A 20918-nucleotide genomic window follows, 5' to 3' on the forward strand; every position below is an offset into this window, starting at 1 on the left:
AATGAAAACAGCACAAATAATTATAGGCTTGGGATTTGGGGATGAAGGTAAAGGCATCACAACCGATTTTCTGGCTCAGCAACATCCTGAGTCTGTAGTTATTCGGTTTTCAGGAGGTCAGCAGGCGGCGCATACGGTGATAATTGATGATAAAAAGCACGTTCATTCCAGCTTTGCGAGTGGTGCGCTGCGTGGTTTGCCTTCGTATTTTACAGAACATTGCACGATTCACCCGACGTTTTTATTCAACGAAAGGGAAGAATTAATTCAGAAAAATGGAAATATTGAATTGACAATCCATCCTTTGGCAAAAGTAACGACACCTTTTGATGTTTTATATAACAGAAAAAATATCAAAAATTTAGAACACGGAACATGCGGAAAAGGAGTGGGTGCAACGATGAAGAGAAATGAAAGTCCGTTTAAATTATTTGCCATCGATTTAATTGCTCCAAGAACGATGTTGATTGAAAAATTAAAAGGAATTGCCAATTATTACGGTTTTGAAGAAGGAGAAGAAATTGAAAATGCGTTGCAGGATTTTTTAGAAGCGATTGATGATATTGACTGGAAAATAGAAGGTTATGAGTATTTAAAATCATTTAATCATCTTATTTTTGAAGGCAGCCAAGGAATTTTATTGGATATGGATCACGGGGTTTTTCCAAATGTGACTTTTGCAAATACCACTTCAAAAAATGCCTATGAAATCTGTCAGTTATTAAAAGTTGAAGACATCGAAATGTTTTACGTGACGAGGAGCTACTCAACACGACACGGAAGCGGATGGATGAGCAATGAAAAATCATTAAACCTGAAAAATAATGAAGAAGAAACCTGTACTTTTAATGAATTTCAAAAGGATTTGCGTTTCGGAGAGTTGGATTATGATTTGTTAAACTACGCTTTGAAATTAGATGAAGCTTATGTTGTTACTCAAAAGAAAAATCTGGTGGTAACTTGTCTGGATCAATTGGATGAAACATTTAAAATAGAAAATCTAAAGGTGAAATTTGATTCTGTTTTTGGATCTTATTCACCTTATTCTAAGGATTTTAAAAGAATTAATTGAAATCTAATATCATGAAAACTCTTTGAGATCTTAATTCAGTGAAATCGAAGATTCGACGTAGTCAAACGCCTTTGCGTTAAAAATAAATTGAAAGGCTTTAGCCAAAACTTAAATAAAAAGAATATAAAAAACACAACGATGAAAAAAATATATGTATCTGGAAATGGGAATTTGTCGTGGGAAAATTTTCATCAATTTTATCTCGAACCAATAAAAAAATTAAACCTTTCCGAATGTGAATTTATTATTGGGGATTTTTCAGGAACTGATACTTTAATGATGGAATTTTTAAAGGATAAAACTGAAAACGTAACGATTCTTCATGTCGGAAAAAGACCAAGATATTTTGCTAATGCTTTTAAAACAAAGGCGGAAAAATGGAATGTAATTGGAGGATTTATGACGAATTATGAAAGAGACATGTTCGGAATTGATCTTTGTACTCATTTTTTAGCGATTGATTTTAATACCGATGAAAAAAGAAAAAGCGGAACATTAAAAAACATTGAAAAGTGTCTCAGTTTGGGTAAACTAAAAATCACATAAACATGAAAACGATTAAATATTTAAAAGGCGACGCAACAAATCCGAAAACTGAAGGAAATAAGATCATTACCCATATCTGCAATGATATTGGAGGTTGGGGAAAAGGTTTTGTTTTAGCCATTTCAAATCGATGGAAGAAGCCTGAAAATGAATATAGAAAATGGTTTCAAAACGGTGAAAACTTTAACCTTGGAGAAATTCAAATGGTTAAAGTTGAAGATGATCTTTGGGTTTGTAATATGATCGGTCAGCATAAAACGATTTCTAATTCGAAAGGAATTCCGCCTATCAGATATGAAGAAGTTGAAAAGTGTCTTGAAAAATTAGCAGACGAAGCGTTAAAATTAAATGCAAGTATTCATATGCCGAGAATTGGTTGTGGTTTAGCAGGTGGAAAATGGGAAGAAATTGAACCAATTATCGAAAGAACTTTGCTAACAAATAACTTGGAAGTATATGTTTATGATTTTGAATAAAATAATTACTTGAAATTTGACAACATAAAGAATCCTTTGCGAGCTTCGTTAAGTGAAATCGAAGATTCGACGTAGTCAAACGCCTTTCCGAACTTAAAAATCAACAGAATAATTTACAAAAAACTTTGCGCCCCTTGAGTTAAAAAACAAATTAAAAATATAAAAAAAGCACAACCATGAAAACAAGAACACTATACAGACCCGTCGGAGAAAAAGAAATGCTTTTAATTATAGAAAACAATTTCAAAAAATTTCCTCCAAGATTGGAATGGCAACCCATTTTCTATCCCGTTTTAAATGAAGACTACGCTTCCGAAATCGCAGAAAAATGGAACACGAGAGATGAAGCTGGAAATTATCTCGGTTTTGTAACCAAATTTGAAGTGCTGGAAGATGAAGTGAATAAATATCCTGCCCAAAATGTCGGAGCCAAAAATCACAACGAATTATGGATTCCTTCGGAAGAATTGGATATTTTTAATCAGGCAATTGTAGGAAATATTAAAGTGACAAAAGTATTTATAGGGAAAGATTTTAAAGAACCTGCGAATGCTGATGTAGAAAATTTACTATTAAACATAAAAAAACTAACGATGACCAATAAAGGAATGGCAAAAGATACACTAGAAATCCTTGCCAAGAAATATTATATAAACGAACACAACGAAAAAATAAATATAGAAAACGAACTGGAAATTTCCACAAAAGGAACCATTTTGTTTTCACCGGAGGAACTTTCAAAAATAACAAAAAATGAACTTCCGGAAACCAGTTTTGAAACTCAGTTTGAAGTCTGGAGATGCAGTTCTTTAAAAGCAATTTTACAATTAGCCGAAGAAGAAAATCAGGAGAAATTGATGTGTCTGAATTTCGCATCAGCGAAAAATCCGGGCGGAGGTTTCATCAACGGAGCCGAAGCTCAGGAAGAAAGTTTGGCGAGAACTTCCGGGTTGCATGAAAGCTTGCTTCAGGGTTGGGATTATTACAAAATTCATCGCGAAATGGAATCTTGTTTTTATACAGATACGATGATTTACAGCCCGAAAGTTCCGGTTTTCAGAAAAGATAAAGGCGAATTGTTACCGAAACCTGTTCTATGTAATTTTATAACGTCTCCCGCTGTAAATGCAGGTGTTGTAAAACGTCAGGAACCGGAAAGAGCTCATGAGATTTTCGGGGCAATGGATGTGAGAACAGATAAAATGTTGGCTTTGGCTTTAAATCAGGGAAATGAAACCTTGATTTTAGGAGCTTGGGGATGTGGAGTTTTCAAGAATGATCCGAAAGAAATTGCGGAATTATTTAAAAAACACCTTCACGGAAAATATAAAAATAAATTTAAAAGAGTGGTTTTTGCGATTCTCTCGAAGAAGGAGGAAATGATACAGCCATTCGAAGAAATATAATGGAAGTCAAATTAAAAAAATATAAAGAACAATTACTGGATTGGCCTGAAAAAGGGCATCACATCATGGCGCAATATGATGATGAAAAAATCATTGTTTATCAGTCGTATCGAAAAGAAATTGGTGAATTTGCAGTTAAAAATCAATATTTTGGCGGCGCATTCAGCTTAGGAAGAATGACTTGGATAAAACCAAATTTTCTTTGGATGATATACCGAAATGGTTGGGGAACGAAGGAAGGTCAGGAATATGTTTTGGCAATTCACTTAAAAATAGATGCTTTTAAAAAGTATCTTGAAAATGCTGTTTATTCTTCATACAACGACAGATTGGGAATCTCCAGAGAAGAATGGCAAAATCAGGTGAAAGAATCTTCTGCGAGACTGCAATGGGATCCGGATCACGATCCTTTTGGCGGAAAACTGGAAAGAAGAGCGATTCAGATTGGATTGAGAAATGAATTTACCCGTTCTTTTGCTAAAGATGATTTAATTTTAATTGAAAATATTTCAGATTTTGTAAAAGAACAGCATCAATTTGTATTGAATGATGATTTAGATAGTCTGATGATTCCTGAAGAAAAAGCATTGCTTTTTGATGATGAAGATTTAAATAAGAAATTAAGGTTAAAATAATGAAAGATAAACTCTTACTGCCTTCAATGTCACTTATGGGAATTTCCATAGGCGATGCTTTTGGAGAATGTTTTTTCGGGGAAGAAAGTTTGATGAAATCTTATATTCATCAAAGAATCATTCCTGAAAGTTCTTTAGATTTTACTGACGATACGATTATGGCGATTGCTGTTTTCAAATCTTTGGAAAAATTTGGAGAAATCAATCAGGATTTTTTAGCAGAAGAGTTTACAAGAAATTATTATTTAGATATCAACAGAGGGTATGGACCTTCGATGCATCAATATTTCAGAGCGATAAAAAGTGGAGAAAACTGGAAAGAAGTTTCTTACTCAAAGTTTGAAGGACAAGGTTCGATGGGAAATGGTGGTGCGATGAGAGCTTCGGTGATTGGAGCTTATTTTTATAATGATTTTGATAAGCTTAAATTGAATGCAGAGCTTTCCTGTGAAGTAACTCATGCGAACAGAGAAGCGATCGAAGGAACAAAAGCAATAGCATTGGCTGCAGCTTTTGCCGTTCTGGAGAAATTAGGATTATTAAAACTTAATCAGCAGGATTTTATTCGGAAAATTCAGGATGAATTAATTGATTCTGATATGAAAAGTAAGCTGAACAAAGCCTTATATTTAGATGGAAATCCAAGTATTGAATTATTGGTTAAAACCTTAGGAAACGGAATTAAAATGACCGCTCAGGATACTGTTCCGCTTGTTATCTGGATGCTTTCGAGATACAGAAACAATTTTGAAGAATGTCTTTGGAATACCGTTTCTGCGTTGGGTGACAGAGATACAACCTGTGCGATGGCTGGAGGAATAAGCATTTTATGCTGCGATGAAAATTCAGTTCAGGATTGGACGAAAAATGTTGAACAACCATTTAAAACTAAATATTATGAAAATTGAAGTAACCTTAGGAGACATCACCAAAATTAAAGCAGACGCTATTGTGAACGCTGCGAATTCATCCTTATTGGGTGGCGGCGGAGTGGATGGAGCGATTCACCGAGCGGGTGGTGACGCCATTTTGGAAGAATGCAGAGCGATCAGAAACCGACAGGGAAAATGTAAAACAGGAGAAGCTGTTGTAACCACAGCCGGAAATCTTCCTGCAAAGTATGTCATTCACACCGTCGGTCCGGTTTGGAATGATAATGAAGAAGAAAGCTCCGAATTGTTGGCGAATTGCTATAAAAATTCATTACAACTGGCCGATAGTTTAGAGGTGAAAACAATTTCTTTTCCCGGAATCAGTACCGGAGTTTATGGCTTTCCAAAAGAACTGGCCGCAAAAATTGCTGTTGATGAGGTGCGAAAATTTCAGTCGAACAACATTGAAAAAGTAATTTTTGTCTGTTTTGGAGATGAAAATGAAGAGATTTATAAAAAATTATTGGAATAAATTCAAGTATTTCGATTTTAAATATTTCAAAGATGGATTTAATTTTCAGATTAAAAATCTGCATAATTTGCTAAATCTGCGAGAGATTAAAAATTAAACAAATGAAAAAATTAACCATATTAACCGGCGCAGGAATCAGTGCCGAAAGCGGAATAAAAACATTCAGAGACGGAGATGGTCTTTGGGAAAATCATAGTATAACGGATGTAGCAAGTCCGGAAGGATGGCGAAAAGACAGAGCTTTGGTATTGGAATTTTATAACCAGAGACGTCGCCAGCTTCATGAAGTGGAGCCGAATGATGCGCACAAATTAATTGCCGATTTGGAGAAACATTTCGATGTTCAGATTATCACACAAAATATTGATGATCTGCACGAAAGAGCGGGTTCCACGAATATCATACATGTTCACGGAGAACTGTTCAAATCATGTTCTTGTAATAATAAAGGATTGATTTACGAACAAAAAGGAGATATCAATATCGGTGATAAAGCGGAAGACGGTGCTCAGTTAAGACCTTTCATTGTTTGGTTCGGAGAAGATGTTCCATTAATGAAGGAGGCAACCAAAAAAGCTAAAGAAGCCGATATTTTCTTAGTTATTGGAACCTCTTTGCAGGTATATCCGGCTGCGGGATTGCTTCATGATATTAAAGATGATTGTCTTTTAATTGTCATCAATCCCAACGAAACAGGTTTCGGGTACGGACAAAGAGCGGTTGTGATGAAAGAAACGGCAACAAAAGGAATGAAATTATTGTACGATAAATTGTTAAATCTTGCCTAATGGAAAACATTGTAAAAGCAGGAATCTTCGGAGTTTGTATCGGTGATGCGTTGGGTGTTCCGGTGGAATTCAGAAGTAGAGAACAGTTAAAACGTTCACCTGTTACAAAAATGAGAGCTTTAGGAACCCATCGTCAACCTGCAGGAACGTGGAGTGATGATGGTTCTTTAACATTATGTCTGGCAGATAGTCTTTGCAATGGATATTATCTGGAAGATATGGCTCTGAAATTCCTGCAATGGTATAATGCGGAAATTTGGACACCGCATGGACACGTTTTCGATATTGGAATTGCAACTTCACAAGCGATTCAAAGAATCAGTAAAGGAATTTCTCCGACTTTATGTGGAGGAACTTCGGAATTTGATAATGGAAACGGTTCTCTGATGAGGATTTTGCCTTTATTATTTTACATTAAAGATTTTCCGATTGAAAAACGTTTCGATATTGTAAAAGATGTTTCCAGCATCACCCACGGACATATACGTTCTGTTTTGGCATGTTTTATATATTTGGAATTTGCTTTGGAAATTCTGAAAGGAAAAGATAAATGGGAAGCTTATGAAGTAATGCAGAAAACAGTTCGTGAATTTTTGGATAACAATCCTATCTGTTCCCAAGAGGAAATGGATAAATTCCACAGAATTTTAGAATTAAGAATTGGTGAATATGATTTAGTTCCCTTACATACTTTGGAGGAAGAGGAAATAAGCTCTTCGGGTTACGTTCTTCATAGTCTGGAAGCCTCATTATGGTGTTTTCTAAATTCTGATAGCTATTCTGAAGCTGTGTTGAAAGCTGTCAATTTAGGAGAAGATACCGATACTACCGGAGCGATCACAGGCGGAATTGCCGGAATTTATTATGGGGTTGAAGATATTCCTGAGGAATGGGTTTCCGTGCTTGCTAGAAAAGAAGATATAGAAGAACTCTGTATTATATTAGATAGAAAATTAATGAAATAAAAAAACATAAACCATGAACGAACAACAAAAGAAAAAAATAAGCAAATTTATCAGTTTAGTTCTAAGACATAAACCAGAAATCATCAATCTAAATTTAGATGAAAATGGCTGGACAGATGTTGACGAATTAATCACAAAATCAAAAAGAGATGCCCATCAGGGTCTTACCTTTGAAGAACTCGAAGAAATTGTAGAAACCAACGATAAAAAACGTTTTATTTTTAATGAAGATAAAACAAGGATCAGGGCAAATCAGGGGCATTCAATTGATATTGATCTGGCCTTGAAACCGCAACAACCACCGGAATTTCTCTATCATGGAACGGCTCAAAGTAATATCGATTCCATTTTAGAAAATGGGATTGAAAAAAGAAATCGGCAGCACGTTCATCTAAGTCAGGACAAAGAAACCGCAACCAAAGTCGGAATGCGCCACGGAAAACCAGTTATTCTGATTATTAAAACAAAGGAAATGTCTGAAGACGGAATCGAGTTTTATCTATCAGAAAATAATGTCTGGCTTACCGATTTTGTTGATGCAAAATATATTTCAAATTAAATGAAAAGAACATTCGCAATAGGAGATATTCACGGAGGATTTAAAGCACTGAAACAGGTTTGGGAAAGAGCCAACGTCACTGAAAATGATAAATTAATTTTCCTCGGAGATTATGTCGATGGCTGGAGTGAATCTTCCCAAATCATTCAGTTTTTAATCGAACTTTCCGAAAAACAGGAATGTATTTTCATCAAAGGAAATCATGATGCATGGACGGAAGACTGGCTTTCTTTGGGAACCGCCCCTGATGTCTGGCTTTTTAATGGTGGACAAAGCACAGTTGACAGTTATTCTGATTACAGTTTAGAAGAGTTGGAAACTCATCTGGAGTTTTTTCAACGGATGCAAAACTATTACGTTGATGAAGAAAACCGCTTGTTTATACATGCCGGTTATTCTTCTATGCATGGTCCTGAAAAAGAGGTGTATTCCAGCAATTACCGTTGGGACAGAACTTTATGGGAAACTGCAGTCGCTATGGATAGAAAACTGTCTAAAAACTCCGAATTATATCCGAAAAGATTGCTCTTGTACAAAGAAATTTTCATCGGTCATACACCAACTTTACATTTGGGAATCAAAGAGCCTGTCAACAAAGCCAATGTCTGGAATTTAGATACAGGCGCTGCTTTTATGGGTTCTCTTACGATGATGGATGTTGAAACCAAAGAATTCTGGCAAAGCGACCCGCTTCCGGCTTTGTATCCTGACGAAAAAGGAAGGAATAATTAAATTGAAATAATTTCCACAAATTTCACAGATCTTTATGTTTTAACTGTAAAAATATGCATAATCATCTGTGTAAATCAGTGAAATCTGTGGAAAATAAATTATACATCAAGTTTGTCATTCCGTTAGGGATCCAGGCAGAAAAAATAGCTTAGATTCCACGCTCCACTTTGCTCCGCTCTGAATGACAAACATTGTGTTTATTTTTCTTTGCTAAGTGAAGCGCCTTTGCGAACGAAAAATATGCAGAACAACTTTAAATAAAATCTTTGCCACCTCTGCGTTAAAAAAATTCATTGATTTTTCAGTTTTAGAAAAAGAAAGTAATTTTGAAGCTTGAAATATCATCTCAATGAAACTGAAATATCTTTTACTTTTCCTTAGTTCATCATTATTTTTTGCACAAACTCAATTCCAGACACCTTTCGAAAAAGGAAATGGAAATCAGACCGTTATTTACGACGAGATGAATGCGTATTATCAAAATTTAGCGAAAAATTTTAATACCATTCAATATTTAAAAAAAGGAGAAGATGACAATGGAAAACCAATGTATGTGGTTATTTACAATCCATTTCCGGAAAAAGATTTAAATCAGCTAAGAAAAGAAAAAGCAATTCTCTTCGTCAACAACGGAATTCATCCGGGTGAACCTGACGGCATTGATGCAACGATGATGTTGATGCGCGATCTGGCAACAAAGAAAATCAAAACGCCACAGAATTTTGTAATTGCAGCCATTTCTGCATACAATGTAAGCGGAATGCTGAATCGTGGTTCGTTTTCCAGAGCCAATCAAAACGGCCCGGAACAATATGGTTTCCGTGGAAATGCAAGAAATTACGATTTAAACCGAGATTTCATTAAAGCAGATACAAAAAATGCAAGAAGCTTTCAGGAAATTTATCAATGGCTGAAACCGGATGTTTTCATTGATAATCACGTGAGTAACGGCGCAGATTATCAGTACACTTTTACTTATATTTCCACTTTCAAAGAACGTTTGGGAAATGTATTGGGTGAATATTTCTACAATAATTACCAGGCTAAAAATCTTGAAGATTTAAAGAAACTAGGTTACGAAAGTACGCCTTATGTCAATATTCATGGGGATGTTCCTGAGGTTGGTTTTGCTTCTTTCGAAGATTCACCAAGATATTCAACGGGCTACACGACTTTGTTTAATTCTCTGGGAACCGTTCCTGAAACGCACATGTTGAAACCTTACGAGAAAAGGGTAGATGCAACGTACAAATATATGTTGGTGAATCTTCAGAATTTAGATAAAGATTACAAAAAGATAAAACAGCTCCGAATTGAAAATTTAAAACAATATCAAGCCGGAAAACAGTACGGAATTCGCTGGAAAATCGATTCTACAAAATATTCTACGATGGATTTCAAAGGTTTTGAAGGAAAATATAAACCGAGTGACATTTCAGGAAAACCAAGATTGTATTATGACAGAAATAAGCCTTTTACAAAGAACATAAAACTCTTTACAACCGCGGTTCCGACAGGTTATATCACCATTCCGAAATATTATGTAATTCCGCAGTCACAATATCGCGTGATTGAAGAATTTAAAAGAAATCAGATTCAGATGAAAATGATTCAGAAAGACAGTACTATTGGGGTGGAATCGTATAAAATCAATGATTTTAAAACCGTGAAAAATCCTTATGAAGGACACTATCTGCATTTTGAAACAACGGTAGACAAATCAAATAAAAATCTGACTTTCTCTGCCGGCGATTATATTATTCCTACAAATCAAGATGGGGTAAAATATATCATTGAAACTTTAGAACCTGAAGCGTTGGATTCTTTCTTCAACTGGAATTTCTTCGACGGAATTTTAGCACAAAAAGAATATTATTCTGCCTATATTTTTGAAGACACGGCAGCAGAATTATTAAAAAAAGATAAAGATTTAAAACAAAAGTTCGATGCTAAAAAAGCATCCGATAAAAAGTTTGCAGACGACGGAACAGCTCAGCTGGATTGGGTGTACAGAAACTCACCGTATTTCGAAGAAAAAACGCTCAGACAATACCCGATTTACAGAATTTTGTAAGCTTACAGAAGTTTAATAAAAAAATAAGCTACAATGTGCAGCTTATTTTTTATGGTGGATCTAGTTGATGAAATTGGGATTTCCCGTTGCTCCCTGGGGCAGAAAAACAACTTTTCTTTTGATGTTTTTTGCCTTTTCCAGTGCTTTGATTGCTTTTTGCCTCTCAATTTCCCTGTTGAAATGGGAGTTGTTGTTTTCAGATTGTGTAGATGAATTCATATATAATATTTTTTGGTGTGTTAAAATCATCTAATCTAAAAGTGTACCATTTTTAAGACAAAAATTAAAGTGTGGTATCTAAAATAAAAAAGACGTTTCCAGGTGAAACGTCTTTCATTTTATTTTGGTAAGCCTCTTTTTAAAGCTAATTCAGCTCGTTTGATGGCTACTTTTTCTTTCCAGTCCATGTATTTCTTTTTGAAATTGGACTTCATAATATCGTCGAACTTACGCTGAACCGTAAGATTCCATAAAGAATGTGCTTTTACGGCCCACGACTTGTCCCAGGCTCTCAGAGACAGAGAGAAGCTGCCGTCCAGATATTTCATCCAGTGCCACCAGCCTGTCGGCATAAACAGGGTGTCACCGTGCTCAAGATAACAGTCGATACCTTCTATCCCATCCAGTGCAGGGAATTTTTCGAAGTCAGGATTTTCAATATCATAATCTTCCAGTGCGTAGGTTGCGTAGGGAAGCTGATAAAGCCTTTCTTTCCACTTATTCTCAAATAGCATCACATGCTTTCTTCCATTGAAATGAGTATGGAAAATATGAGCTAAATCGATATCAAAATGTAAGAAAGTAACTGAACTCTGGCCTCCGAAAAACATACTTGGGTATTTATCTAAAAACCCTCCCATAAGAGCCTTTGGCGAAATATATTCTTCAAGCAGTTTTGGAGCATGTTTTATAGGGTCAAAAAAGAAAATTCTAAGATCAGTAGGCTCTCTTTGGATGAGATCAATATAATCTGCAAATTTCATTTTTGTGGTAGGCGTGTTAATGGGAGCGGCAGGATCGGCCTTTTTAGAATCATAAAGAGGTACTTCTACATCCCCGACTACCTCCTTCATATATTCCATTGTCCATTTCTGGTAAGCAGGCCATTTTCTTGCCATGTTTTTGATCACAACAGGCTTTCTTGGCTTTAGATATTTTTCGATAAACTCTTCCTGAGTAATATCATCTACAACATCTATAGGCTTTAAGTTAATTCCCATTTTATAAATTTTATGTTACAAAATTATTAAATAAAAGATTATGATACAGAGTTTAAGTTTATTTTAATCTATGATTCAAATCATTATTTTGAATATTTAGACTAAATAAAAAATATTTGAATAAAAGTTTTTGTATTAAATATAGAAATACCCTGTAAGAATATTACAGGGCAAAAACACAAATTGATTGAATAAAAATTCATTCTGTTGCTAAGATAAAACTTTTATTTTATTGAAAAATTTTGTAAAAGTTGATATTATAGGGTGTTATGTGTGCTTCATATTTATTTTTTTCTAATAAATGACTTTGAATGAAATACACTTTAAGAAGAAGATATTTTTTGTAGTATTTTTTTAGGAACAATTAAAAAAAGCAAATTTTTTCAATAATTTATAACTATGTTTGTAGTGATAAGTGGGCTTTAACTTTTTATCCTAAAATACATCTCTATAAAAGTGTAACAAAAAATGGTTAGTATTAACTAATTAGGCAAATAATAAATTATGAAAAAGAATATTTCTTTATTTCTGATGCTTCTTTTCTCTGTGCTCACTTTCGCACAAAAAACGGTTTCGGGGAAAATTACAGACTCAGATGGAGAAGCTGTGCCGAGTGCAAGTGTCACGATTGAAGAACCTGGAAAAGATGCTATTCTGGCTTATGGAATTTCTAATTCCAAAGGAGAATATAAAGTAACTTTTACATCATCAGAGGCTAAAGTAGATTTGAAAGTGAAAGCTTTCAACCAAAAACCTCTGACCCAGCAGATATCAAACAGCGACCAGACGCTAAGCTTTAAAATGCAGTCTGAAACAACAGAAATAAAGGAAGTTCAGTTAAAAACAAAAATGATCACCTCAAGAGGGGATACCATTGCTTATGATCTGAAGGCGTTCGACAGTAAAAATGACAGAACACTTGCTGATGTTATGAAGAAAATTCCTGGTATTGAAGTGAATACAGACGGAACCATTCTTTATCAGGGAAATGCGATTAATAAATTCTATGTCAACGGAAAAGACCTGATGGAAGGAGGATACGGAACAATCAACAACTCTCTTCCGAAAGATGCCGTATCGAAAGTTGAAGTACTGGAAAATCACCAGCCTGTAAAAATTCTTCAGGATAAAGTGCCTTCTGATCAGGCAGCCATCAATATCAAACTGAAAAACTCAGTGACCATGACAGGACGTGGTGAGGTCGGAATAGGCGCAGATCCTTTACTTTGGAATATAAAACTAACCCCAATGTTCTTCGGACAGAAAAGTCAATGGGTGGTTAATTACAAAGCTAATAATGTGGGTGAGCAGGTGGAAAATGAAGGGAACATTCTAGCTTTCGGAAGTGGCTGGGAAGGAAGAAGAATCAATGCTTCCCAAAATGACTGGCTGAATGTGGAAACGGCAAGTACACCGAATACCCCGGTAAAAAGATATTTGATGAATAATGTTCATTATTTGTCTGCAAATTATCTGACGAATATCGACAGTAAAAAAGAATGGGAGCTGAAAGCAAACGCCAATTATACAAACAACGCTGTAGAAAGAGAAGATTATAGAGAAACAACTTATTCAGATGGTTCCAAAGTAATCAATAGCACAAGAAATAATTTCTATACAGATAAAATAAAAGGTGAATTAATTTTTACCAAGAATGCAAAAAAAGGATTCTTTAAAAATACAACAAGTTTCAGCCAGTTTTGGAACGGAGACAGAGCGCTTGCCATAAGAGAGGGAAGAACAGGAAACGAATCTGTACAGTCTCCAACTTCATCTTTTCAGAATTCATTAAGTACAATCATTCCGTGGAAAGAAAAAATGGTGAATTTTAAGTCATTTATTAATTATCAGGATGACAGCCAGACGCTTCAGGTTTCTCCTGCCAGCTATATGCAGATTCCTTTTAAAGTAAGTGCAGATTTAATCGGAAGAATCAATTTTGCACCGGGATCTATCGCCGAACAAAGATTCAGACTGAAAACTTTAGACACTTCTCATTCTGCAAATATTAGTTTTTCAACAAAAGGCTGGACTTTTACTCCACAAGTAGGATTTGATTTTTCATCAGATCAGTTAAATACAAATTTTGACGGATTAGCTGTTCCTTTGAATACGGGAGATATACAACCCGACTTCAATAGCTCTGCTTATGAAAATGATTTAAGATTTACAGAAATCAATCCTAATGCATCATTAGGGGTTAACTATAAATCTGAAAACTGGAGTTTATTTGCCAACTTCCCTGTAAATTTCAACAATATTAAAGCCGAAGATGAGCTTAGAGGTGTTTCAAAATCTCTGAATAAAACGACTTTTACCCCTAACGTTTTTGCTCAGTATTCATTTGCATCTTTCTGGAAAGCAAGTGTAAACGGAAGTATCAGCAATAACTTCGGAGACATTAAATCAGCTTATGCAGGATACATGTTACTTTCACCAACAGGTTTTAACGTAATGGATCCGAATAACCCGATCCCTCAAACGACTACGTCAGCTGCAGGATCAAGAATTGAATACAGAAACCCGTTAAACAATCTATTCTTTAATGTGAATTACTCATTAAGTGACAGCAAAAGAAACCTGCTTGGAGCTCCGATCCTTGATCCTACAACAGGATTTACATTAATGCAGTATAAAAACCAGGAAAATCATTCAAAAAGCAACAGATTCAGTGTTGAGGTTGGAAAATATTTTCCAAAGTTCAAAACAAACGCATCACTTAGCTATGGTAATACAACATCAGTTTCAGATGCATTTTTAGATGATGAAGAATTTAAAAATAAAAACAATGCTCAGACCTATGGTTTCAAGCTTAATAATACATATTTCAGCTGGATGAGTCTGGATTATAATATGAGTCTTTCAAGAACTAAGCAGGACAGCCGTGGGGGAACATTGGGTACAAATAAGGGATACAATCATAATTTAGGAGTATTCTTTTATCCGATTGAAAACCATACTATAGGATTCAACTGGGATCAGGTGAATACAACGAACGGTTCTGCTAAATATAATAATCCGTTCTACGATATATCTTATCAGTTCTCATGGGCTAAAAAGAAAATTGATTTTGAACTGAAGTGGATGAATGTCGGAAACCGCAGAGTATTTGAAACGTATGATCTGGACGGACAGTATAATGCTATTCGATACACCAGAATCCAGCTTCGACCTAGCCAAGTTATGTTCACTGTAAAATTTAACTTTAAATAAAAGCAAACCCAACCTCACTGAGGTTGGGTTTTTAATTATAGATAATGAGAATTATATTAAGTTAAAATCCGGGATGATCAGCAGACGGACCGTAACTTCCCGGTAACGGAATATCATTAAGACGGTAATAAACACCTAGCTGTGCTCTGTGATGGGTGATTTGGTTCAGACTATGGCGTATTGATCCGTATTTGGTCCATTTTGCGAGTTCTTCACCATTATTTTTCAAAGCCCAATATTGATTGAGGTCATCTTCATTGGCATTGCTTAAAGCATTCTGGCTTGATTGATGGTTTTCATCCAAAACTTTTAGTAAGTCATCTTTTGTTGAAAGTTGTTTGGGTTTATAATCTGTGTTTGCAAAATCCAGATCAGAAGTGTTGAGCATTGTATCTGCCCAGCCGAAAACTTCCCCGATATGGGTGGCAAGAGGCATCATTTTCATGCTTTTTTCGTGAGGAGCAAAGTCATTTTTGGTGTCAGGATAGATTTCAAAAAACTTTCTGGTCGTCTGATACTCTTCTTGAAGTTCATTTTTTAATTGAGATAAAGTGTCCATATAATTTTGTTTTTTAGGTATCTTAAAGATAAAATTTTTAGGAATGAAATTTTTTAAAAGAATCATAAATTTTAATTGATCTATAGTTTTTAAGAGACGTTTCAAATGGACTGTCACAAAAAAAATAAAAAAAATCTGTAACAAAATCTACAAACTATAAACTAATAACAATAAACATTAAATAAAAATGAAAAAACTATTCTCTTTATTTTTTATCGTTGTTCTGGTTTTTGCAAATGCCCAGGAGTCTAAAGAAACAGCCAACCGCTTTTTTTATGAACTGACTTTTAAGCCCAAGAAAGATTCTGCAAAACTGGATAAAGTAATTGCGATATTAGATATCACAGGAAAAAAATCAATTTATCAGGATTATACAGTCCCTGCACAGGACTCAATTATTAAAGCTGCCGTGGAGGAAATGGAAAAAACCAAATCTTTTAAGGATATGAGCAAACTGATAAAAATGCCGAAATTTTCTTACAAAATCATAAAAACATATCCGGGAATGAAACAACAATATATTGATAGAATCAGTATGAATTTGTTTGGATTTGATGATGATGTTAAATTAAACTGGAATATTTTACCTGAAAAAGAAAAGGTAGGAGAATATAACACTCAAAAGGCAACAACAGAATTCGGAGGAAGAAAATGGACGGCATGGTTCAGTACAGATATTCCATTTCAGGACGGGCCGTATAAATTCTATGGTCTTCCGGGGTTAATTGTTAAGGTTGAAGACTCTGAGAAAAATTATTCTTGGAAATTAAGCGGAAACAAGAAAATTGAAAACTATGAAGAATTGACTTATTCTGATAAGATCAATGCAAAGTATGGAATTCCTACAACGGTTACTCCAACAACGAAAGAAAAATTTGATAAAGCTTATGTAGGATTTAAGCAGGATCCAATGGCAGAATTCCGCCAGAAAGTGACGCCGGAAATGATGAGTATGAAAATGCCGGGCTCAGATCTTACCATCGGAGATTTTGCTAAGAAACAGGAAAAAATGGCGAAAGATTTTTTCAACGCTAACGACAATCCTATTGAAAAAAATCAGGCTCAGGATAAAAAGAAAAAATAGCATTCATATCAACTAAATTATATTTAAGTCACCCCAAATGCATTTTGTGTTTGGGGTGATTTTTTTCTCAATTAGTATATTTAACATAATATGATAAAAACGCAGAAAAACACCATGAATAAAGAATAAATTGATGAAAAATATGTCGAAATATTTGGATACTTATTTAAATTAGTTTATTTTTGATAAAAACATTTTAAAAAAATTATTTCGTCATGAAAAAACTCATTTTCGGATCATTACTAATGATCTCTATGGTTACATTTGCAAAAACTGCAGAAACAAATCCAACATCAGATTTCTTAAAAAAAGAAGACAAAGTTTTAGTTGCTAAAAAAACAATTCAAAGCGAGGGCAATGAAGTTAAAAAAATTACGGTAACGGCAAAAAAAGCGATTGACCCTTGCGTGATTGCTGTTGTAGTTCCGCCACCAACAAATTTGGATGCTTTATTAGCCTGTCTTAAATCAATATCTGATTCTGTACAGCCGTAAAATATAAAGAACTATAGAACAAATTTAAGAGACTGGATATTTATATTCAGTCTTTGTTCATTTAAACCGTTATTTAGATTAAATTTAAATAACGTATATTTGCAGACACAAAAAGTAGGCTTTGAAAGAGAAGGATTTACATAAGTTGAGCGGATTTCCCAAAAACAAAATGGGAAAAATTTTGGGGTATGATAACGATCATCTGAAGATGCCCAATAAGATCATTGAAATGGGTCTTCTTCCGGAGACATCGTTCAGGATTTTGTATCAGGCGCCCTTTAATGGACCAATGTATGTAGAGTTCGGAGATGAGAAAAGCCGTATCGCCCTTCGTGAAGAAGAAGGAGATTTTATTATTGTTGAAGAATTGAATTAATGCAGGAAAACAAGAAAAAACAGGTACTTTTAGTCGGAAATCCTAATGTAGGAAAGTCAACGGTTTTCAATGCGCTTTGCAACAAAAAACAGAAAACCGGAAATTATGCGGGTGTTACTGTGGCGAGCCATTCGGGACATTATGCATATAAAAATGAGGAAGTTGAGGTAGTCGACTTACCGGGCTCTTACAGTTTGTATCCAAGTTCGGAAGATGAAGCCATTTTTTCTAAATTTCTTATTGATAACCAGAAGGACTATGCTGGTGTTATCTATATTCTTGAAGCATTAAGTTTAAAAAGAGGCTTGCTTTTATTTCAACAGATTCAGGATCTTGGAATTCCGATGATTTTGGTGGTAAACCAGATTGACCAGGCGGAAAGAAGGGGAATCACAATTGATATTCAGAAATTTTCAGAGTCTTTAGGGATAAAAATCATTCAGACCAATGCCAAGGAACAGATTGGTATTGATGAAATTAAAGAGGCTGTTTTAAAAAATAATTTTGTAAAAACCGATAAAGCTTCATTCGAAACCCCGGATGAACATAAAGATTTTATACGAAAAGTAGCAGCTCATAAAGGGCTTGATAATGAGTATAAAGCCTGGATGAGTCTTTCTTTGGGAACAGATTTGGGAAGAATAGGGGCTGTTGTTGAGCAGATGAATGAGCCGGATTCTAAAAGTCTTGTTCCGAAAAGATTACAGGTTCAGGAGACTGTTAGGAGATATCAGAACGTTGATAAAATTCTATCTAATGTCATTACCAAAAAACCACAGTTCAAAGAGTTATTAACAGAGAAGCTTGATAAGGTTTTAGTACATAAATTCTGGGGATATATTATTTTTATGATGATTTTACTCATCATTTTCCAAAGTGTTTTCTTTCTGGCGGAATATCCGATGAACTGGATTGATGATTTATTCGCATGGCTCTCAGCTTTTACAGGTGAGCATTTGCCGGAAGGTCCGTTGAATTCATTGATTTCAAACGGAATCATTCCCGGGCTGGGCGGAATTATTGTCTTCGCTCCTCAGATCGGGATTCTACTATATTTTCTTTATTTGCTGGAGGATTCCGGATATATGGCAAGGGTCGTTTTTCTTATGGACAGGCTTTTGAGACCATTCGGATTAAACGGAAAAAGTATTGTTCCGTTGGTTTCAGGGACGGCTTGTGCGATTCCGGCGGTAATTTCTACAAGAAATATTGAAAATTTAAAAGAAAGATTGTTAACCATACTCGTGACGCCGTTTATGACATGTTCTGCAAGGCTTCCTGTGTACAGTATCATTATTGGGTTAATTATTTCAGATAAAACTTTTTTAGGAATACAGTATAAAGCCTTGGTCCTGATGGGAATGTATTTATTAGGATTCTTTGTGGCCCTGCTTTCTGCAGCTATTCTTAATAAATTTATTAAAAGTAAAGGTAAAACGTATCTGGTAATGGATTTGCCAACTTATAAAAAACCACTTTTCGGATATGATCTGAAAATGGTTTTAGGAAAAGTTTGGGACTTTATTACAGGAGCGGGAAAAATTATTTTCATTGTAAGTATCATCATCTGGTTTTTGAGCTATTTTGGTCCGAAACAAAAGCCGGATCAGTTTGTGGCAACAAATGTGGAACTTGATCATTCTTATCTCGCTAAAATGGGGAAAGGAATAGAACCGGTAATTGCTCCTTTGGGGTACGACTGGAAAATGGGGGTCGGAATCCTAACAAGCTTCGTGGCACGAGAAGTTTTTGTAGGAACAATGTCAACTTTGTACAGTTTGGATGATGATGCTCCGGAAGTGAAAGTGATTGATAAAATGAGACACGACGTAAAGCCAAATGGAGAAAAAGTCTTCAATTTTGCAACGGGGGTGTCAGTGCTTTTATTTTATGCATTTGCAATGCAGTGTGTTTCTACACTTGCAGTAGTCTACAGAGAAACCAAAAGCTGGAAATGGACCGCTTTTCAGGTTGTGATGATGACAGGTTTGGCATATTTTGTGTCGATGTTTGCTTATCAAATATTAAAATAATGGACTCTTCATTAATTTTACAGTACGTAATTGTTTTACTGATCGTTGGATTTGCCTGCTATTCTTTATTCAGAATATTGAGAAAGAATTTTGCGCCGAAAAAATTCAGTTCAAAAAGAACCAATTGCGATAAAGATTGCGGGTGCTCGTAATTTACCCTCACTAAGTCTGTATTAAAAAAAAATGTGGTATTTTCATTTTCTGAAATTTAAACACATTTGGATTGATATCAGAAAAAATACCTTTTATCTTTACTTTTTCTGTGGGCTATCCATGGAAAAGCACAACAGGATACTGCTCGGATCAGGTCTTACGCAGACCGGGTGATGGTTCGTGTCAATTTAGATACCAATATAGAGAACTATACATTTTATGAAGGAGAAGAAGGAAATCAGAAGGAAACGGTACTTTCTATCAATAATAAAATAAAAACATCTGTTTCTATAGATTACAGAATTATAAGTGCCACCCTGTCTTTTACCCCTAAATTCATTTCCTGGAATAAATACAATCCTCTGAAAGGAAACAGTTCTTACACCGATTTTACCTTCAGGTTTTTCCCTAAAAGATTTATCCAGACTCTGTATTATAAAAATGTAAAAGGTTTTTATATTGAAAATATGCAGGATATTCTTCCGGGATGGCAAAAAGATAAAGATGCTTATATTCAGTTTCCGGATCTGCGGGTACAAACTTTCGGAGGGTCCACAGCTTATGCGCTCAATAAAGATTTTTCCGTAAAAAGTATTTATACCCAAGGTGAATGGCAAACGAAGAGCAAAGGAAGCTGGACGCCTTTTTTAGATTACGATTATACTATTTTCAGCAATACCATAGAAGGACAGAAAAGCAAAGAAACTCAGTTTAATATTGGAGCCAATATGGGCTATTTTTACAATTGGGTAATTGCTGAGAAAGTTAATATTGCTCCTTATGTTGCCTTAGGATTTGGAGGAAAATTTTCGAGTTTCAGAGATACATTAACGGATGGGTCAAAAGGGGCTAAAGAAAATACTCAATTTGTAACCGTAAAATTTGCCAGTGGTCTTCACGTAGGATACAATACAGATCATTTCCTGTTTGGCGGAAAGCTCAATTTTAATGCAAATGCCTACAATCAGGAAGAGAATTATACGGTTGAAAACAGCAATTATTTCGGTCTGATTTATGTAGGATATCGTTTTGCTCCTCCAAAGGTGGTAAAAAGCAATTATGATAAGCTTCAGAAAAAAATCCCCATCTTATAAGTAAAGTCTTTTTAAGTATCTTTGCTACGGAAAAA

Annotated in this window: 21 protein-coding genes; 18 read left to right on the forward strand and 3 right to left on the reverse strand. The window is 35.0% G+C overall.

All coding sequences use genetic code 11. The annotated features are described in order from the left end of the window. Nucleotide 1: 1 nt before the first annotated feature. The 12 genes from M2373_RS08050 (at nucleotide 2) to M2373_RS08105 (ending at nucleotide 10657) form a co-directional block, all read left to right on the forward strand. On the forward strand, nucleotides 2-1072 hold the full coding sequence (locus M2373_RS08050; protein ID WP_259109357.1) for an adenylosuccinate synthetase: 1071 nt from the start codon (nucleotides 2-4) through the stop codon (nucleotides 1070-1072). 138 nt (nucleotides 1073-1210) lie between these two features. Further along, entirely contained in the window at nucleotides 1211-1618 is a 408-nt protein-coding gene (locus M2373_RS08055) for a hypothetical protein (protein ID WP_259109359.1), read from the forward strand. A gap of 2 nt (nucleotides 1619-1620) precedes the next feature. Further along, on the forward strand, nucleotides 1621-2094 hold the full coding sequence (locus M2373_RS08060; RefSeq protein WP_259109361.1) for a macro domain-containing protein: 474 nt from the start codon (nucleotides 1621-1623) through the stop codon (nucleotides 2092-2094). A gap of 176 nt (nucleotides 2095-2270) precedes the next feature. Further along, nucleotides 2271-3500, forward strand: a complete 1230-nt coding sequence (locus tag M2373_RS08065) for a TIGR02452 family protein (RefSeq protein WP_259109363.1) — start codon at nucleotides 2271-2273, stop codon at nucleotides 3498-3500. Beyond that, the gene (locus M2373_RS08070; RefSeq protein ID WP_259109366.1) at nucleotides 3500-4135 is read left to right on the forward strand and encodes a DUF4291 domain-containing protein; all 636 of its coding nucleotides are present in this window, start codon (nucleotides 3500-3502) and stop codon (nucleotides 4133-4135) included. The genes M2373_RS08065 and M2373_RS08070 overlap by 1 nt, the downstream gene beginning before the upstream one ends. Continuing rightward, entirely contained in the window at nucleotides 4135-5043 is a 909-nt protein-coding gene (locus tag M2373_RS08075) for an ADP-ribosylglycohydrolase family protein (RefSeq protein WP_259109368.1), read from the forward strand. Before M2373_RS08070 ends, M2373_RS08075 begins: the two co-directional genes overlap by 1 nt. Beyond that, nucleotides 5033-5539: an O-acetyl-ADP-ribose deacetylase gene (locus tag M2373_RS08080; protein ID WP_259109370.1), complete on the forward strand. Its 507-nt coding sequence runs from the start codon at nucleotides 5033-5035 to the stop codon at nucleotides 5537-5539. Before M2373_RS08075 ends, M2373_RS08080 begins: the two co-directional genes overlap by 11 nt. Nucleotides 5540-5640: 101 nt before the next feature. Continuing rightward, a complete protein-coding gene (locus tag M2373_RS08085; RefSeq protein WP_259109372.1) occupies nucleotides 5641-6327 on the forward strand; it encodes an NAD-dependent deacylase in 687 nt (228 codons plus the stop codon). Further along, the gene (locus M2373_RS08090; protein ID WP_259109374.1) at nucleotides 6327-7292 is read left to right on the forward strand and encodes an ADP-ribosylglycohydrolase family protein; all 966 of its coding nucleotides are present in this window, start codon (nucleotides 6327-6329) and stop codon (nucleotides 7290-7292) included. Before M2373_RS08085 ends, M2373_RS08090 begins: the two co-directional genes overlap by 1 nt. 13 nt (nucleotides 7293-7305) lie before the next feature. Continuing rightward, a complete protein-coding gene (locus M2373_RS08095; protein ID WP_259109376.1) occupies nucleotides 7306-7851 on the forward strand; it encodes an RNA 2'-phosphotransferase in 546 nt (181 codons plus the stop codon). Then, the gene (locus M2373_RS08100) at nucleotides 7852-8583 is read left to right on the forward strand and encodes a metallophosphoesterase family protein (protein WP_259109378.1); all 732 of its coding nucleotides are present in this window, start codon (nucleotides 7852-7854) and stop codon (nucleotides 8581-8583) included. 349 nt (nucleotides 8584-8932) lie between these two features. Further along, the gene (locus M2373_RS08105) at nucleotides 8933-10657 is read left to right on the forward strand and encodes a hypothetical protein (RefSeq protein WP_259109380.1); all 1725 of its coding nucleotides are present in this window, start codon (nucleotides 8933-8935) and stop codon (nucleotides 10655-10657) included. Nucleotides 10658-10717: 60 nt separating this feature from the next. On the opposite strand, the gene M2373_RS08110 is transcribed toward M2373_RS08105, so the two are convergent. Next, nucleotides 10718-10876 carry a hypothetical protein gene (locus M2373_RS08110; RefSeq protein ID WP_259109382.1) on the reverse strand — a complete coding sequence of 53 codons (159 nt, stop codon included), beginning with the start codon at nucleotides 10874-10876 and terminating at the stop codon, nucleotides 10718-10720. Nucleotides 10877-10995: 119 nt separating this feature from the next. Continuing rightward, nucleotides 10996-11877, reverse strand: coding sequence for a cupin-like domain-containing protein (locus M2373_RS08115; RefSeq protein WP_259109384.1), 882 nt, complete (start codon nucleotides 11875-11877; stop codon nucleotides 10996-10998). Nucleotides 11878-12381: 504 nt separating this feature from the next. Between M2373_RS08115 and M2373_RS08120 the strand changes: the two genes are divergently transcribed. After that, nucleotides 12382-15090 (forward strand): Plug and carboxypeptidase regulatory-like domain-containing protein, encoded by a 2709-nt coding sequence (locus M2373_RS08120; protein WP_259109386.1) that lies wholly within the window; start codon nucleotides 12382-12384, stop codon nucleotides 15088-15090. 61 nt (nucleotides 15091-15151) lie between these two features. Here the strand turns inward: M2373_RS08120 and M2373_RS08125 are convergent, their stop codons facing one another. After that, nucleotides 15152-15649: a DinB family protein gene (locus tag M2373_RS08125; protein ID WP_259109388.1), complete on the reverse strand. Its 498-nt coding sequence runs from the start codon at nucleotides 15647-15649 to the stop codon at nucleotides 15152-15154. A gap of 187 nt (nucleotides 15650-15836) precedes the next feature. Between M2373_RS08125 and M2373_RS08130 the strand changes: the two genes are divergently transcribed. The 5 genes from M2373_RS08130 to M2373_RS08150 all read left to right on the forward strand — a co-directional run bounded on the left by M2373_RS08130 (nucleotide 15837) and on the right by M2373_RS08150 (nucleotide 20883). Beyond that, on the forward strand, nucleotides 15837-16733 hold the full coding sequence (locus M2373_RS08130; protein WP_259109390.1) for a GLPGLI family protein: 897 nt from the start codon (nucleotides 15837-15839) through the stop codon (nucleotides 16731-16733). Nucleotides 16734-16948: 215 nt separating this feature from the next. Next, complete coding sequence (locus tag M2373_RS08135; RefSeq protein WP_259109392.1) at nucleotides 16949-17227, forward strand: hypothetical protein; 279 nt, start codon at nucleotides 16949-16951, stop codon at nucleotides 17225-17227. A 121-nt stretch (nucleotides 17228-17348) separates the two neighbouring features. Further along, on the forward strand, nucleotides 17349-17603 hold the full coding sequence (locus M2373_RS08140; protein ID WP_259109394.1) for a FeoA family protein: 255 nt from the start codon (nucleotides 17349-17351) through the stop codon (nucleotides 17601-17603). Then, a complete protein-coding gene (feoB, locus tag M2373_RS08145; protein ID WP_259109396.1) occupies nucleotides 17603-19636 on the forward strand; it encodes a ferrous iron transport protein B in 2034 nt (677 codons plus the stop codon). The genes M2373_RS08140 and feoB overlap by 1 nt, the downstream gene beginning before the upstream one ends. A gap of 269 nt (nucleotides 19637-19905) precedes the next feature. After that, nucleotides 19906-20883 carry a DUF4421 domain-containing protein gene (locus M2373_RS08150; protein WP_259109776.1) on the forward strand — a complete coding sequence of 326 codons (978 nt, stop codon included), beginning with the start codon at nucleotides 19906-19908 and terminating at the stop codon, nucleotides 20881-20883. Nucleotides 20884-20918 lie beyond the last annotated feature (35 nt).

Source organism: Chryseobacterium sp. JUb7 (genome assembly GCF_024806495.1).
Classification (GTDB): Bacteria; Bacteroidota; Bacteroidia; order Flavobacteriales; family Weeksellaceae; genus Chryseobacterium.

What these genes read in the sequence shown, in the direction of transcription:
- M2373_RS08090 (WP_259109374.1), top strand. Translation starts at nt 6,327, where the DNA reads ATGGAAAACATTGTAAAAGCAGGAATCTTCGGAGTTTGTATCGGTGAT.
- M2373_RS08135 (WP_259109392.1), top strand. Translation starts at nt 16,949, where the DNA reads ATGAAAAAACTCATTTTCGGATCATTACTAATGATCTCTATGGTTACA.
- M2373_RS08075 (WP_259109368.1), top strand. Translation starts at nt 4,135, where the DNA reads ATGAAAGATAAACTCTTACTGCCTTCAATGTCACTTATGGGAATTTCC.
- M2373_RS08125 (WP_259109388.1), bottom strand. Translation starts at nt 15,649, where the DNA reads ATGGACACTTTATCTCAATTAAAAAATGAACTTCAAGAAGAGTATCAG.
- M2373_RS08105 (WP_259109380.1), top strand. Translation starts at nt 8,933, where the DNA reads ATGAAACTGAAATATCTTTTACTTTTCCTTAGTTCATCATTATTTTTT.
- M2373_RS08110 (WP_259109382.1), bottom strand. Translation starts at nt 10,876, where the DNA reads ATGAATTCATCTACACAATCTGAAAACAACAACTCCCATTTCAACAGG.
- M2373_RS08120 (WP_259109386.1), top strand. Translation starts at nt 12,382, where the DNA reads ATGAAAAAGAATATTTCTTTATTTCTGATGCTTCTTTTCTCTGTGCTC.
- M2373_RS08065 (WP_259109363.1), top strand. Translation starts at nt 2,271, where the DNA reads ATGAAAACAAGAACACTATACAGACCCGTCGGAGAAAAAGAAATGCTT.
- M2373_RS08055 (WP_259109359.1), top strand. Translation starts at nt 1,211, where the DNA reads ATGAAAAAAATATATGTATCTGGAAATGGGAATTTGTCGTGGGAAAAT.
- M2373_RS08095 (WP_259109376.1), top strand. Translation starts at nt 7,306, where the DNA reads ATGAACGAACAACAAAAGAAAAAAATAAGCAAATTTATCAGTTTAGTT.
- M2373_RS08130 (WP_259109390.1), top strand. Translation starts at nt 15,837, where the DNA reads ATGAAAAAACTATTCTCTTTATTTTTTATCGTTGTTCTGGTTTTTGCA.
- M2373_RS08100 (WP_259109378.1), top strand. Translation starts at nt 7,852, where the DNA reads ATGAAAAGAACATTCGCAATAGGAGATATTCACGGAGGATTTAAAGCA.
- M2373_RS08080 (WP_259109370.1), top strand. Translation starts at nt 5,033, where the DNA reads ATGAAAATTGAAGTAACCTTAGGAGACATCACCAAAATTAAAGCAGAC.
- M2373_RS08085 (WP_259109372.1), top strand. Translation starts at nt 5,641, where the DNA reads ATGAAAAAATTAACCATATTAACCGGCGCAGGAATCAGTGCCGAAAGC.
- M2373_RS08060 (WP_259109361.1), top strand. Translation starts at nt 1,621, where the DNA reads ATGAAAACGATTAAATATTTAAAAGGCGACGCAACAAATCCGAAAACT.
- feoB (WP_259109396.1), top strand. Translation starts at nt 17,603, where the DNA reads ATGCAGGAAAACAAGAAAAAACAGGTACTTTTAGTCGGAAATCCTAAT.
- M2373_RS08115 (WP_259109384.1), bottom strand. Translation starts at nt 11,877, where the DNA reads ATGGGAATTAACTTAAAGCCTATAGATGTTGTAGATGATATTACTCAG.
- M2373_RS08050 (WP_259109357.1), top strand. Translation starts at nt 2, where the DNA reads ATGAAAACAGCACAAATAATTATAGGCTTGGGATTTGGGGATGAAGGT.
- M2373_RS08070 (WP_259109366.1), top strand. Translation starts at nt 3,500, where the DNA reads ATGGAAGTCAAATTAAAAAAATATAAAGAACAATTACTGGATTGGCCT.